Raw genomic sequence first — 14,489 nt, 5'->3', positions numbered from 1 at the left:
CCCCCCCCCCCCCCCCCCCCCCCCCCCCCCCCCCCCCCCCCCCCCCCCCCCCCCCCCCCCCCCCCCCCCCCCCCCCCCCCCCCCCCCCCGCCCCGGGCGCAGCCCGACTCGCACCCCACACCACCGAGCAACCCCGCAGGGGACCCGGCAGGGGACCCGGCCCCGGGCGGAGCCCGACCCGAACCTCACACCACCGGGCCGCCCCGCAGGGGAACGCAGCGGCCTTCCTCCGTGCGGTACTGCCACTTGGCTCCGGAGGTGACCAGTTCCTGCACCGCGCCGACGAAGCGGTCGACGTGCTCGTCGGGGGTGCCTGCGCCGAAGCTGACGCGGATCGCGTTCAGCGAGCGCTCCCCCGGCGCCGCCTCGGGGGCTCCGCATTCGCCCTGGGTCTGCGGCTCGCTGCCCAGCAGGGTGCGGACCAGCGGGTGGGCGCAGAACAGGCCGTCGCGTACGCCGATCCCGTACTCGGCGGACAGGGCGGCGGCGAAGTGGGAGCTGTTCCAGCCGTCCACCACGAAGGAGATGACGCCGACGCGCGGCGCGTCGTCCCCGAAGAGGGAGAGGATCCGGACCGCCGGGACCTCCGCCAGGCCCGACCGGACCTTCGCGATGAGTTGCCGCTCGCGGGCGACGAGGTTCTCGAAGCCGGCCTCGGTCAGGGCCTTGCAGGCCGAGGCGATGGAGTAGACGCCGATGACGTTCGGGGAGCCGGCTTCGTGGCGGGCCGCGGTGGTGTGCCACTCGACGTCGACGCCGCCGTCCTCGCGCCGGGCCACCTTGCGGGAGGCTCCGCCGCCGGCCAGGTAGGGCTGTGCTTCCCGCAGCCAGTCCGCGCGCCCGGCGAGTACGCCCGAGCCGAAGGGCGCGTACAGCTTGTGTCCGGAGAAGGCGACCCAGTCGACGTCCAGTTCCTGCACGGAGACGGGGTGGTGCGGGGCCAGTTGGGCGGCGTCCAGGACGATCCGCGCGCCGTGGGCGTGCGCGGCGGCGGCGAGTTCCTTGACGGGCCACAGCTCACCGGTGACGTTGGAGGCGCCGGTGACGCAGACCAGGGCGGGGCCGTAGGGGTCGCGGTCGGCGAGGGCCCGCTCCAGGGTGGCGACGGCCTCGCGCGGGGTGCGCGGCGCGTTCAGGTAGGTGACCTGCGCGTCGACCCACGGCAGCAGGGAGGCGTGGTGCTCGGTCTCGAAGACGAACACCTGGCAGTCGGCGGGAAGTACGGCGGCGAGCAGGTTCAGCGAGTCGGTCGTGGAGCGGGTGAAGACGACCTGGTCGGTGGGACGGCAGTCGAGGAACTCGGCGACGGTGACCCGGCTCTGCTCGAAGAGGTCGGTGGAGAGCTGTGACAGGTATCCGGCGCCGCGGTGCACGCTGCCGTAGTACGGGGCGTACGCGGCCACGTCGTCCCAGACGCGCTGCAGGGCGGGGGCGCTGGCCGCGTAGTCGAGGGCCGCGTAGGTGACCTCGCCGCCGGTGACGAGGGGGACGGTCACGTCCCGGCCGAGGACCGCGAGCGGCTCGACACAGGCGGGGTCGACGGGGGCGGCGGAGGCGGTGGTGGCGACGGCGTTCAGGGATGCGGACATGGCGGTATCTCCCGGCAGGCAGGGCTGAATGGCTTCGGTGTGCCCGTACGCGGGTACGACGCTGCGGCCGTCCGGGGTACGGGAGGGGCCTCGGACCGCGCTGGGCGGGGGCACACGGAAGTGGCCCTGATCCGAGGGGTGAAGTAGGGGCGGAGTCGCCCTATCGCATTCGCTTGCTCACGGAAAAAGCTCCTCGAGAAGACCAGGACCCCTGGTGTCGAGGGATCCGCGCTTGCCGTAGGCCTTGCTGCCTACGACCTGGTCATCACCCGGGGCACCCCGCCACGGAAGGAGGGTTGCCGGACAGCAAGCCGGGGCCTAAACGCTGTCACTCGTGACCTGTCCAGCATCCTGCCACAAGATCGCCGCAACGCAAGACCCCGGTCCGCATGGCGGACCGGGGTCGTCGCTTTCCCGCCGTTCTCGTACCGCTACGCGTTGCTGGCGGTCACCCAGCGCTCCAGGGCGGCCCGCGCCGCGCCCGAATCGATGGATTCCGCCGCCCGGGCGATGCCGGCGGCGAGCTGGTCCTCCAGGCTGCCGGGGCCGGGGTCCAGGGCGACGAGGGCGGCCGCCGAGTTCAGCAGCACGGCGTCACGGACCGGGCCGGTCTCACCGGCCAACAGGCGGCGGGCCACGTCCGCGTTGTACGCGGGGTCCCCGCCGGCCAGGGCGGAGACGTCGACCAGGGGGATGCCCACGTCGCGGGGGTCGAAGGCCTGCTCGGAGACCTTGCCGTCCCGGACCCACCAGATGCGCGAGGTCGAGGTGGTGGTCAGTTCGTCCAGGCCGTCGTCGCCGCGGAAGACCAGGGCGGAGGAGCCCCGCGAGGCGAGCACGCCCGCCACGATGGGGGCCATCCGGGGGTCGGCCACACCGGTCGCCTGGGCCCGCACCCGGGCCGGGTTGGTCAGCGGGCCGAGCGCGTTGAAGAAGGTCCGGATGCCCAGTTCCTTGCGGGCCGCGGCCACGTGCCGCAGCGCCGGGTGGAACTTCACCGCGAAGCAGAAGGTGATGCCGGCCTCCTCGGCGACCTCCACGACCCGGGGCAGGCTGAGGTTGAGGTTCACCCCCAGCTTCTCCAGGACGTCCGACGAGCCGCTCGCGGAGGAGGCCGCCCGGTTGCCGTGCTTGACGACCTTGGCGCCGGTTCCGGCCACCACGACCGCGGACATCGTGGAGATGTTCACCGTTTTGGCCCCGTCGCCGCCCGTGCCGACGATGTCCACCGTCCGGCCCGGCACCTCGATGAGGTTGGCGTGCTCGTACATGGCCCGTACGAGACCGTCGATCTCCTCGACCGTCTCCCCCTTGGCCCGCAGCGCGACCGTGAAGCCGGCGATCTGCGCGTCGGTGGCTTCTCCGCGCATGATCCGGTCCATGGCCCAGGCGGTGTCCTCGGCGGTCAGGTCCTGGCCGGTCAGCAGAGCGTCGAGAACGCCCGGCCAGCCACGGGCCGCCACGCTGTCGCCGCCTGCCGGGGTCGCAACGTTCATGGTCCGCTCCTGCTGTCGGTGGGCCGTCCTCATGTTCTGGCGCCACGTCTGATCGGTCAGGGTTCAGCCTATCCAGCCCCGGTTACGGCAAAGAGCCCCGTCCAGACACTGGACGGGGCTCTCGCCGTGGCGACACCAGGACTGACCGAAATCAATCCCTCATGCGTTCATCCGGAGATCAGTGGTGGCCGTGGCCGGACTGGATCTCCTTGTATTCCTCCACCGTGGGCTTCGGAATCTGGTTGTTCTCACCGTAGAGGCCCTGGCTGAGCTTGGCGCGCAGCTTCTCGGTGGCCTTCACCTTGCGCTCGACACCGTTCTCGTCGACCGTCGGGCCGATCTCGATCGGCTTGTACTGCTCGTGCGCGGTGAGCTTGTGCAGCTGGCCCGCCGGGAGCGGCTCGTGGACCTCGACGAACTCACCGTGCGGCAGACGCTTGATGATGCCGGTCTCGCGACCGTGCAGCACCTTGTCGTGGTCACGACGCTGCAGGCCGAGGCAGATCCGCTTGGTGACGATGAACGCCAGCACCGGGACGACGAAGAAGCCGATCCGGACGAACCACGTGATCGAGTTGATCGACAGGTGGAAGTACTGGGCGAACATGTCGTTGCCGCCGCCGATGAGGAGCACGATGTACTCCGCGATCCAGGCGACACCGAAGGCGGTGCGGGTCGGGACGTTGCGCGGGCGGTCCAGGATGTGGTGCTCGCGCTTGTCCCCGGTGACCCAGGACTCGATGAACGGCCAGACGGCGATCGCGCCGAGGACCAGCGGGAAGAGCAGCAGCGGGATGAACACGCCCAGGACGAGCGTGTGGCCCCACAGGTTGATCTCCCAGCCGGGCATGGCTCGGATCAGGCCTTCCGGCATACCCATGTACCAGTCGGGCTGCGCACCGGTGGACACGTGGTCCGGGCGGTACGGGCCGAGCGCCCAGATCGGGTTGATCGTGGCGATGGCCGCGACGGCCGCGATGACACCGAAGACCAGGAAGAAGAAGCCTCCGGCCTTGGCCATGTAGACCGGCAGCAGCGGCATGCCGACGACGTTGTTGTTCGTCTTGCCGGGACCCGCGAACTGGGTGTGCTTGTGGTAGAAGACCAGGATCAGGTGGGCCACGAGCAGGCCCATCATGATGCCGGGCAGCAGCAGGATGTGCACCGAGTAGAACCGCGCGACGAAGTCGCCGCCCGGGAACTCCCCGCCGAACAGGAACATCGACAGGTACGTGCCGACGACCGGGACGGACAGGATGGCGCCCTGCATGAAGCGGACACCGGTACCCGAGAGCAGGTCGTCCGGCAGCGAGTAACCGGTGAAGCCGGTGAACATGCCGAGGACCAGCAGCAGGAAGCCGAAGATCCAGTTGACCTCACGGGGCTTGCGGAACGCGCCGGTGAAGAAGACGCGCATCATGTGCACGACCATCGCCGCGACGAAGATCAGCGCCGCCCAGTGGTGGATCTGACGGATCAGCAGGCCACCGCGGACCTCGAAGCTGATGTTGAGCGTCGAGGCGAAGGCCTCGGACATCATGACGCCCTGCATCGGCACGTACGAGCCGTGGTACACGACCTCGTTCATGCTCGGGTGGAAGAACAGCGTCAGGTACACACCCGTGAGGATGATGATGATGAAGCTGTACAGGCAGATCTCACCCAGCATGAAGGACCAGTGGTCCGGGAAGATCTTGCGCATGTTGGCCTTGGCGAGGCCGTAGATGCCCAGGCGGCCGTCCGCCCAGTCCGCTACGCGCTCGCCGGCCGGCGCTTTGCGCTGGTTGTTGTCGCTGGTGCTCATCCGCGCTCCCAGAATGCAGGACCGACGGGCTCTTCGAAGTCGCCGAGCGCTTCGAGGAAGCCTTCGTCATTCACGCCGATCCGCAGCTGCGGAAGCGCGTGACCGGCCGGGCCGAAGATGACACGGGCGCCGTCGGAGAGGTCGAAGGTGGACTGGTGGCACGGGCAGAGCACGTGGTGCGTCTGCTGCTCGTACAGGCTGATCGGGCAGCCGACGTGGGTGCAGATCTTGGAGTAGGCCACGATCCCGTCGTGGGACCACTCCAGTTCCTTCTTGTCCTTGATGTCGTCCGGCTGGATACGGACGATCATCAGGGCGGCCTTGGCGATCTGGACCTGGAAGTCGTGCTGCTCCTCCTCCAGGCCTTCCGGCCTGACGAAGGTCAGCGACCCGACGAGCACGTCCTCGGGACGCAGCGGCTCGTTGGTGTTGTCGTTGATGAGCAGCTTGCCCTTGGCCCACAGGGTCTTGCGCAGCTTCTCCTCGGGCAGCGGGCCCAGGTCGCGCAGCAGCATGACGCCGGCGAGCGGCACCATGGCCATCGCGCCCAGCATCGTGTTGCGGATCAGGGGCCGGCGGCCGATGCCGGACTCGCTCGCGCCGTCGGCGAAGTCCTGCAGGACCTGCGCCTTGACCTCCGGCGGAGCGGCGATCTCGTGACGCTCGGCGGCGACCTCGACGTCGGACATCAGGGTGCGGGCCCAGTGGACCGCGCCCGCGCCGATGCAGAAGAGGGCCACGCCCAGGGTCAGGCCCAGGGAGAAGTTGAGCGCGCTGACCTTCCCGATGGGGAAGATGTAGACGATCTTGTCGACCGGGAAGATCACGTAGGACGCGATGAAGGCGATCGTCGCCAGCATCGACAGCGTGAAGAGCATCGCGACGGTGCGCTCGGAGCGCTTCGCCGCCCGCTCGTCGATGTCCTGGATGCGGGGCTTGTGGACCGGGAGGCCCGGGTCGGCGAACGGGTCGTCCGCGACCGCTACGCCACCGTGGTGGGCGTCGCCCTGCTCGCTCGGCAGGTGCTTCTCTTCGGGAATCTCTTGGTTACTCATGACTTCTTGGCCTTAGCGGTGTGGGCCGCGACCCAGACGGCGACAGCGATCAGCGCACCGAGGGCGAAGATCCAGCCGAACAGACCCTCGGAGACGGGGCCGAGGCCGCCGAGCTTCAGGCCACCGGGGCTGGTCGACTTCTCGCCGTTGACGTTCTCGAGGTACGCGATGATGTCCTTCTTCTGCTTCTCCGGCATGGTGCTGTCGGGGAAGGAGGGCATGTTCTGCGGGCCGGTCTGCATGGCCTCGTAGATGTGCTTCGGCGAGACGCCCTCGAGGTTGGGGGCGTACTTGCCGTTCGTCAGCGCGCCGCCTTCACCGGTGAAGTTGTGGCACTGCGCGCAGTTGTTGCGGAAGAGCTCACCACCGTTGGCGATGTCGGCACCGGCCGGGTCGTACTGCTTCTCGGTCGGCGTGATCGGACCGGCGCCGAGCGACGCGATGTACGCGGCCAGCTGGTCGATCTGCGCCTGGTCGTAGATGACGGGCTTCTTCGGCACCTGGGCGCCGGGCTGCTGGGCGGGCATGCGGCCCGTGCTCACCTGGAAGTCGACGGCCGCGGAGCCGACGCCGACCAGGCTCGGGCCGTCAGAGGAACCCTGACCGCCGGTTCCGTGGCAGCTTGCGCAACCCACGGCGTAGAGCTTCTTGCCCTCCTCGATGGCGAGGGACTGGGCGGTTTCATCGGCCTGCGCCTTGCCCGCGGGGGCGAAGGCGGCGTAAAGCCCCCCAGTGGCCGCCAGCGCGAGGAGTAGAACGACGACCGCCGCCAGCGGATGGCGTCGTCGTGCGGAGAGCTTTTTCACGGATTACCCCGGTGTCAGGATCTTCTGCGTCGGTGTGTCTGGATGGAGTGCCGGGTCTCGCCCGGTGACGTGTTCGCTACTTGATCAGGTAGATCGTCGCGAAGAGGCCGATCCAGACGACGTCGACGAAGTGCCAGTAGTAGGACACGACGATGGCCGACGTGGCCTGTTCGTGGGTGAACCTCTTGGCCGCGTACGTCCGGCCGAGGACCAGCAGGAAGGCGATGAGACCGCCCGTCACGTGCAGCCCGTGGAAACCGGTGGTCAGGTAGAACACCGAGCCGTACGGGTTGGACGAGAGGGACAGGCCCTCATGCTTGACCAGCTCGGTGTACTCGAACACCTGGCCGCCAATGAAGATCGCACCCATGACGAACGTGATGATGAACCACGTCCTGAGCTTCTTCACGTCACCGCGCTCGGCGGCGAATACGCCGAGCTGGCAGGTGAGCGAGGAAAGCACCAGGATCGTCGTGTTCGTCGCCGAGAACGGCAGGTTCAGGGCTTCGGCCTGTTCCGTCCAGAACTCGGGACCCATCACGGATCGCAGGGTGAAGTACATCGCGAAGAGGGCCGCGAAGAACATCAGCTCGGAACTCAACCAGATGATGGTTCCGACGCTGACGAGGTTCGGCCGGTTGACCGTCGGGTGCGCGTGCCCGGTATCTACTGTCGTTGCTGTCGCCACGACCGACATTATGTCGGTCGCTTATCCCGCCCTCACCCCGGGGGGTGCCGTTCGGAGTGTCAGGGGCGTGTGCAAGGCCCGAACGGCCCATCAGATGAGCCCTGCGCGCGGTCACCTGCGACATGTTCGAACCGATGTTGACGACGCACCGGGAGGAGTAGCATCCCGCGCAACATCAACGTGATTCACGGCCACGTGGAGGAACGAAATGCGGGCGACTGCGCGGGTTCTGGTCTACAGCGACGACGCGGGCACCCGGGAGCAGGTGCGGCTGGCGGCAGGACGCAGGCCCGCCGCGGACCTGCCGCCGGTGGAGTTCCTGGAGTGCGCGACGCTGCCGGCGGTCCTGACAGCGCTGGACGCGGGCGGTGTCGACGTGTGCGTGCTGGACGGCGAGGCGGTTCCGGCCGGGGGCATGGGTGTGTGCCGGCAGATCAAGGACGAGATCTTCCGGTGTCCGCCGGTGCTGTTGCTGATGGGGCGCCCGCAGGACGCCTGGCTGGCCACGTGGAGCCGCGCGGACGCCGCGGTGACCCTTCCGGTGGACCCGGTGCAGTTCGCGGACACCCTGGCGGGCCTCCTGAGGACCCGTCTGTCCCTGGACGCCTGATACGTCCCGCGGGGCCTCGCGCGCCCCACAGGGGCTCTTACGGGTGAATGAGGCCGGGATCCTCCCCCCGGACGGCGTCCGGGGGGAGGGACCGGGCCGCGGCCACCTAGACGGTGGGGCGCAGGCGGGCCTGGTCGACCGGGCTGCGGCCTTCCTGGGTGCCCTTGAGGAGGGCGCTGCCCTGGCGCCAGTCCTTCCAGTCCATGTTCCAGTCGCCGAAGCCGTTGCCGAAGACGTCCATGTCGTCGCCGATGCTGTTGATCACCTGGACGATGTCGCCCTCGGTGATGTTCTCGTAGAACCAGGCGGCGTTGCCGGTGCTCATGCCCGTGCAGCCGTGGCTGACGTTCTCGTAGCCCTGGGAGCCGACGGACCACGGCGCGGCGTGGACGTATTCACCACTCCAGGTGACGCGGGTGGCGTAGTAGACGGGCAGGTTGTAGTACTCGCTGCCGCCGATGCCGACGGTGTCGCCGCGCATCTGTACGAAGTACTGCTTGCCCAGCACCACCTTGATGCCGTTGCGGGTGGAGAAGCCGGGCTTTCCGGTGGTCACCGGAATGGTGTTGATCACTTCTCCGTTGCGCTTGAACGTGAGGTAGTGCGAGGAGGCGTCGGTGGTGACCTCGACCCGGTCCCCGATCTCCAGCTTCAGCGGCTTGGCGACGGCTCCGTGGAGCTCGTCGGTGATCCTGACGCCCTCCAGGTTGCTCCGTACGGAGACGGCCGAGTTGGCGGGCCAGTAGTCCTTGGGCCGGTAGTGGAGGTTCTTGTCGTCCACCCAGTGCCAGGCGCCCTCGACCCCGGGCGGGGCGTCGACGACGAGGCCCCGTTCCACGATGGCGCGGGCGGCCTTGTCCTGGACCGGTTCGCTGAGTTCGGCGGTGATGGGCTGCCCGACGCCGTACTTGCCCTCGTCCGGGCCGAATTCGACCTTCAGGATCCCCTTGGAGGGGGTGGTGTCGAAGGTGAGCGTGCGCTGCCCGGGGGCGCCCCGCTCGTCCTCGGTGCTCACGGTGACCGTGTAGCGGACGCCTGAGGCCATCGGGGTCGTGCTGTGCCAGCGGTCCCCCTTGGCGCTCAGTTCGCCCGCCAGGCGGCGGCCGTGGGTGTCCACGGCCAGCACATCGGTGATCCGGCCGCCGCCGCTCTTGGCGGTGATCTCCAGGGGCCGGTCGGGGTTCACGGGACGCTTGCCGGCGCTCTGGTTGAAGGCGACCTGATCGCCCGCGTCGAACGGGCGGGCTGACAGCGGGTTCTTGTCGCCGGACCCGCATGCGGTGGCGCCGGCCCCGAGGGACGCGACCAGCAGGGAGCAGCTGAGTACCGTCCAAAGACGCGGTGAGTGCTTCATGGATCCAACGCTATGAAGATATGACAAATACGGCGCGCGGGGTGACTGCAAACGAGGGGCCCGAGCTCCTCCCGAAGGAGGGGCCCGGGCCCCAGGTGCGTCACGGCGCGGCCGCGAAGGTGGTGCTACTGGTTCTGGTTCTCACCGCGGTAGTACTCGTACACCCAGCCCCACAGGCCGATCATGATGATCGGAGCCGAGAAGTACATGAGCCACCAGCCGAAGATGACGCCCATGAACGCGAGCGCACCGCCGATGCCCAGCGAGAGCGGCTGCCAGCTGTGCGGGGAGAAGAACCCCAGCTCGCCCGCCTCGTCGGCGACGTCGGCCTCCAGGTTGTCCTGGGCCATCTCGTCCACACGCTTGGCCGTGAAGGCCAGGTAGTAGCCGATCATGACGCTCAGGCCGAAGGCCAGGAAGAGCGCGGTGGTACCGACGGGCTCCTTCGACCACACGCCGTACACGACGGCCATGATCAGGATGAAGAAGGAGAGCCAGAGGAACATCTTGCCCTGGATCTTCACTTGTCGGCCTCCTTGCCACCGGTGACGGCCTTGGCGGCGACGCTGTGGTCCTCGAGGTGGTCGAGGGCCGCGATCTCAGGGTGGTGCAGGTCGAACGCCGGGGATTCGGAACGGATCCGCGGCAGGGTGAGGAAGTTGTGCCGCGGCGGCGGGCAGGACGTCGCCCACTCGAGCGAACGGCCGTAACCCCACGGGTCGTCGACCTCGACCTTCTCGCCGTACTTGGCCGTCTTCCAGACGTTGTACATGAACGGCAGCATCGACAGGCCGAGCACGAACGAGCTGATCGTCGAGATCGTGTTCAGCGCGGTGAAGCCGTCGGCGGCGAGGTAGTCCGCGTAACGACGCGGCATGCCCTCGGCACCGAGCCAGTGCTGCACCAGGAAGGTGCCGTGGAAGCCGATGAACAGCGTCCAGAACGTCATCTTGCCGAGGCGCTCGTCCAGCATCTTGCCCGTGAACTTCGGCCACCAGAAGTGGAAGCCGGCGAACATCGCGAACACCACGGTGCCGAAGACGACGTAGTGGAAGTGCGCGACGACGAAGTACGAGTCGGAGACGTGGAAGTCCATCGGGGGCGAGGCCAGGATGACGCCGGTCAGACCACCGAAGGTGAAGGTGACCAGGAAGCCGATCGTCCAGAGCATCGGGGTCTCGAAGGACAACGAGCCCTTCCACATGGTGCCGATCCAGTTGAAGAACTTCACACCGGTCGGTACCGCGATCAGGAAGGTCATGAAGGAGAAGAACGGCAGCAGCACACCGCCGGTGACGTACATGTGGTGGGCCCACACGGTCACGGAGAGGCCGGCGATCGCGATCGTCGCGGCGATCAGGCCGATGTAGCCGAACATCGGCTTACGGCTGAAGACCGGGATGATCTCGGAGACGATTCCGAAGAACGGCAGCGCGATGATGTACACCTCTGGGTGCCCGAAGAACCAGAAGAGGTGTTGCCATAGCAATGCGCCGCCGTTCGCGGCATCGAACACATGCGAACCGAACTTGCGGTCGGCTTCCAGCGCGAAGAGCGCGGCGGCCAGCACCGGGAAGGCGAGCAGGACCAGGACACCGGTCAGCAGCACGTTCCAGGTGAAGATCGGCATGCGGAACATCGTCATGCCCGGAGCGCGCATGCAGATGATCGTGGTGATGAAGTTGACCGAGCCGAGGATCGTGCCGAAGCCGGAGAAGGCCAGACCCATGATCCACATGTCGGCGCCGATGCCCGGCGAGCGGACGGCGTCCGACAGCGGGGAGTAGGCGAACCAGCCGAAGTCGGCGGCGCCGTTCGGCGTGACGAAGCCGGCCACCGCGATGGTCGAGCCGAAGAGGTACAGCCAGTACGCGAACATGTTCAGCCGCGGGAACGCCACGTCGGGCGCGCCGATCTGCAGCGGCATGATCCAGTTGGCGAAGCCCGCGAAGAGCGGGGTGGCGAACATCAGCAGCATGATCGTGCCATGCATGGTGAACGCCTGGTTGAACTGCTCGTTCGACATGATCTGCGTGCCCGGACGAGCCAGCTCGGCGCGCATGAAGAGCGCCAGCAGACCGCCGATGATGAAGAACACGAACGACGTGACCAGGTACATCGTGCCGATGGTCTTGTGGTCGGTCGTGGTCATCCACTTCACGACCACATTGCCCGGCTGCTTGCGCCGTACCGGCAGCTCGTTCTCATACGAGTCGGCGGCGGCACCCTGGGATTCGTTGAGGATGCTCACAGTTTGTTCACTTCCGCATTCCGGGCCGGGTCGCTCTGCTGGATACCGGCCGGGAGGAAGCCGGTCTGACCCTTCTCCGCCAGATCCTTCAGGTACGCCCGGTAGTCCTCAGGGGAGACCACCTTGACGTTGAAGAGCATCCGGGAGTGGTCGACGCCGCAGAGTTCGGCGCACTTGCCCATGAAGGTGCCGTATTCGGACGGGGTGACCTCGAAGACGTTGGTGTGGCCCGGAATGACGTCCTGCTTGAACAGGAACGGGACCACCCAGAAGGAGTGGATCACGTCGTTCGAGGACAGGATGAACCGGACCTTCTCACCCTTGGGGAGGACCAGCGTCGGACCCGGGTTGCCCGTCTGGGGGTTCCGGTCGCCCGGGACGCCCTTCTGGTAGACGCCCTCGGCGCCCGCCGGGAAGTCCTTGGTGAAGCGGTCCGGGAGGGAGGCCAGCTCCTTGGGGACCGTGCCCGCCTTCGGGGTGGCCGCGTCGCCGTCGACGTTCTCGACGTAGTTGAAGCCCCAGCTCCACTGGAAGCCGACCACGTTGATCGTGTGCGGCGGCTTCGGGGTGAGGGCCAGGAGCTTCGACTCGTCACGAGCGGTGAAGTAGAAGAGCACCGAGACGATGATCAGCGGGACCACGGTGTACAGCGCCTCGATGGGCATGTTGTACCGGGTCTGCGCGGGCACCTCGATCTTCGTCCGGCTGCGCCGGTGGAAGATGACGCTCCAGATGATCAGGCCCCATACGAGGATGCCCGTGACCAGCGCGGCCGCCCAGGATCCCTGCCACAGGGAGAGGATGCGCGGCGCCTCCTCGGTTACCGGAGTCGGCATTCCGAGGCGGGGGAAGTCTTTCCATGTATACGAGCAACCAGTGGCGGTCGCCAGGACCACGCCCGCAGTCAGCGCCTGCAGCAGCTTCCGCCGCATCGGGCGCCGCGGCGAGCGGTCGGAGCCGTAGGGACTCACGTAGCGCCTTCCCGAGAGTCTCGGCCCGCGCGGCCGGCCGCGGCCGTGTTCGGGTCGGTCGCCGGCCCTGACGCAGGCAGGGGTTTGGATGTTTATGCGGACCAAACCCTACTGGACGCTATTTGGGGTCGCGCGGGGAGGGTGCCCAACGCGCCGCTACTGCCCCCGAAGGGATGGATCCGCCGTCCGGGGGACGGTGCGAATGGCCCTGAATGGCGGGCTCCGGAGCACATCTGACGCCCCCTGACCTCGAACGCTCCGGGCCCGGGGGTAGCGTGACCGGATGCCGTACTTCGACAGCGCGTCCGCCGCTCCCCTGCACCCCGTGGCCCGCCAGGCGTTGCAGGCCTCCCTGGACGAGGGCTGGGCCGATCCGGCCCGGTTGTACCGGGAGGGCAGGCGCGCCCGGCTGTTGCTGGACGCGGCGCGGGAGGCCGCTGCGGAGGCGGTGGGATGCCGGGCCGACGAGCTCGTGTTCACTCCTTCGGGGACGCACGCGGTTCACACGGGAGTGGCCGGGGGCCTCGCGGGGCGCCGGCGCGTCGGAAGTCATCTGGTCGTATCGGCGGTCGAACACAGTTCGGTATTGCACGCGGCCGAGGTGCACGAGGCGCGCGGCGGGACGGTGGCCGAGGTCCCGGTGGACCGGTGGGGCGCGGTGACGCCCGCCGCCTACGCGGACGCGCTCACCCCGGAGACCGCCCTCGCCTGCCTCCAGTCGGCCAACCACGAGGTGGGCACGGTCCAGCCGGTGGCGGAGGTGGCCGAGGCCTGCGGGGCGGCAGGGGTGCCGCTGCTGGTGGACGCGGCCCAGTCGCTGGGCTGGGGTCCGGTGGAGGGCGCCTGGTCCGTCCTGGCCGCGAGTGCGCACAAATGGGGCGGTCCGCCCGGGGTCGGCCTGCTGGCGGTCCGCAAGGGCGTGCGCTTCTCCCCCCAAGGCCCCGCGGACGAGAGGGAGTCGGGGCGCTCCCCCGGTTTCACGAACCTGCCCGCGATCGTGGCCGCGGCGGCTTCCCTCCGGGCCGTACGGGCCGAGGCGGACGCGGAGGCGGCCCGGCTGCGGGTCCTGGTGGACCGTATCCGGCGGCGGGTGGTGCGGTTGGTCCCGGACGTGGAGGTGGTGGGCCATTCGGAGCGGCGGCTGCCGCACCTGGTCACCTTCTCCTGTCTCTACGTCGACGGGGAGACCCTGCTGCACGAGCTGGACCGGGCCGGCTTCTCGGTCTCCTCGGGCTCCTCCTGCACGAGCTCCACGCTGACCCCCAGTCACGTGCTGCGGGCGATGGGCGTGCTGTCGGAGGGGAACGTGCGGGTGTCCCTGCCGCCGGGGACCCCGGCGGAGGAGGTCAACGCGTTCCTGGAGGTACTGCCGCGCGCGGTGGCGGACGTACGGGAGCGGCTCGGCGTGTCGGAGCCGGTGGCGGTGGCTCCGGTGGCGGACTCCCTGGAGCTCGACGCGCTCGGGCTTCGGTGTCCCCAGCCGGTGATCGAACTGGCCCGGGCGATCGGCCGGGTCCCGGTGGGCGGCACGGTGACGGTCCTGTCGGACGACGAGGTGGCCCGGCTGGACATCCCGGCGTGGTGCGCGATGCGGGGGCACGTGTACGTGGGCGAGACCCCGCGCGAGGTCGGCTCCGCCTACACGGTCCGCCGCACCACCTGACGTCCCCGCCACACCTTCGGCCGCCTCGGCCCGGCCGTCTTCGGCCCGGCACATCCAGCCTGGGTCCGGCACATCCAGCCTGGGTCGGCACATCCAGCCTGGGTCGGCACATCCAGCCTCGCCGGCGTTTGAGGCGCGGGGTCTGGGGCGGAGCCCCAGGGAACCCGGCTCCGCCGGGCAGCGGGGGCCCCCCCGGCCCACC

At 68.8% G+C, this 14,489-nt stretch carries 12 protein-coding genes and 1 riboswitch; of the genes, 2 read left to right on the top strand and 10 right to left on the bottom strand.

What is annotated here, in order from left to right:
- Window positions 1-185: 185 nt before the first annotated feature.
- The 6 genes from ACGFYY_RS41650 to ACGFYY_RS41625 all read right to left on the bottom strand — a co-directional run bounded on the left by ACGFYY_RS41650 (window position 186) and on the right by ACGFYY_RS41625 (window position 7,447).
- Window positions 186-1,589 (bottom strand): aminotransferase class V-fold PLP-dependent enzyme, encoded by a 1,404-nt coding sequence (locus ACGFYY_RS41650; protein WP_393717755.1) that lies wholly within the window; start codon window positions 1,587-1,589, stop codon window positions 186-188.
- Between the two features lie 223 nt (window positions 1,590-1,812).
- Window positions 1,813-1,929, bottom strand: a riboswitch (SAM riboswitch).
- Window positions 1,930-2,020: 91 nt separating this feature from the next.
- Window positions 2,021-3,085, bottom strand: a complete 1,065-nt coding sequence (trpD, locus tag ACGFYY_RS41645; RefSeq protein WP_393717753.1) for an anthranilate phosphoribosyltransferase — start codon at window positions 3,083-3,085, stop codon at window positions 2,021-2,023.
- Between the two features lie 178 nt (window positions 3,086-3,263).
- Window positions 3,264-4,889, bottom strand: coding sequence for a cytochrome bc complex cytochrome b subunit (locus tag ACGFYY_RS41640; RefSeq protein ID WP_393717752.1), 1,626 nt, complete (start codon window positions 4,887-4,889; stop codon window positions 3,264-3,266).
- Window positions 4,886-5,944 carry a Rieske 2Fe-2S domain-containing protein gene (locus tag ACGFYY_RS41635; RefSeq protein ID WP_365279471.1) on the bottom strand — a complete coding sequence of 353 codons (1,059 nt, stop codon included), beginning with the start codon at window positions 5,942-5,944 and terminating at the stop codon, window positions 4,886-4,888. The genes ACGFYY_RS41640 and ACGFYY_RS41635 overlap by 4 nt, the downstream gene beginning before the upstream one ends.
- On the bottom strand, window positions 5,941-6,750 hold the full coding sequence (locus ACGFYY_RS41630; RefSeq protein ID WP_266390755.1) for a c-type cytochrome: 810 nt from the start codon (window positions 6,748-6,750) through the stop codon (window positions 5,941-5,943). The genes ACGFYY_RS41635 and ACGFYY_RS41630 overlap by 4 nt, the downstream gene beginning before the upstream one ends.
- A 76-nt stretch (window positions 6,751-6,826) precedes the next feature.
- Complete coding sequence (locus ACGFYY_RS41625) at window positions 6,827-7,447, bottom strand: heme-copper oxidase subunit III (protein ID WP_033221876.1); 621 nt, start codon at window positions 7,445-7,447, stop codon at window positions 6,827-6,829.
- A 199-nt stretch (window positions 7,448-7,646) separates the two neighbouring features.
- Here ACGFYY_RS41625 and ACGFYY_RS41620 point away from each other — a divergent pair, with 199 nt between their 5' ends.
- On the top strand, window positions 7,647-8,048 hold the full coding sequence (locus tag ACGFYY_RS41620) for a hypothetical protein (protein ID WP_365279475.1): 402 nt from the start codon (window positions 7,647-7,649) through the stop codon (window positions 8,046-8,048).
- Between the two features lie 106 nt (window positions 8,049-8,154).
- Here the strand turns inward: ACGFYY_RS41620 and ACGFYY_RS41615 are convergent, their stop codons facing one another.
- The 4 genes from ACGFYY_RS41615 to coxB all read right to left on the bottom strand — a co-directional run bounded on the left by ACGFYY_RS41615 (window position 8,155) and on the right by coxB (window position 12,624).
- Window positions 8,155-9,402: an Ig-like domain-containing protein gene (locus ACGFYY_RS41615; protein ID WP_365279478.1), complete on the bottom strand. Its 1,248-nt coding sequence runs from the start codon at window positions 9,400-9,402 to the stop codon at window positions 8,155-8,157.
- Window positions 9,403-9,527: 125 nt separating this feature from the next.
- On the bottom strand, window positions 9,528-9,926 hold the full coding sequence (locus ACGFYY_RS41610; RefSeq protein ID WP_053692942.1) for a cytochrome c oxidase subunit 4: 399 nt from the start codon (window positions 9,924-9,926) through the stop codon (window positions 9,528-9,530).
- Window positions 9,923-11,653, bottom strand: a complete 1,731-nt coding sequence (ctaD, locus tag ACGFYY_RS41605; protein WP_327735088.1) for a cytochrome c oxidase subunit I — start codon at window positions 11,651-11,653, stop codon at window positions 9,923-9,925. The genes ACGFYY_RS41610 and ctaD overlap by 4 nt, the downstream gene beginning before the upstream one ends.
- On the bottom strand, window positions 11,650-12,624 hold the full coding sequence (coxB, locus tag ACGFYY_RS41600; RefSeq protein ID WP_393717747.1) for a cytochrome c oxidase subunit II: 975 nt from the start codon (window positions 12,622-12,624) through the stop codon (window positions 11,650-11,652). Before coxB ends, ctaD begins: the two co-directional genes overlap by 4 nt.
- 283 nt (window positions 12,625-12,907) lie before the next feature.
- Here coxB and ACGFYY_RS41595 point away from each other — a divergent pair, with 283 nt between their 5' ends.
- Window positions 12,908-14,287 carry a cysteine desulfurase/sulfurtransferase TusA family protein gene (locus tag ACGFYY_RS41595; RefSeq protein WP_393717745.1) on the top strand — a complete coding sequence of 460 codons (1,380 nt, stop codon included), beginning with the start codon at window positions 12,908-12,910 and terminating at the stop codon, window positions 14,285-14,287.
- Window positions 14,288-14,489: the final 202 nt, after the last annotated feature.

This window comes from Streptomyces sp. NPDC048331 (assembly GCF_043201215.1).
In the GTDB taxonomy this organism is placed as follows: Bacteria; Actinomycetota; Actinomycetes; order Streptomycetales; family Streptomycetaceae; genus Streptomyces.
This window is presented reverse-complemented; position numbering and strand designations above follow the sequence as displayed.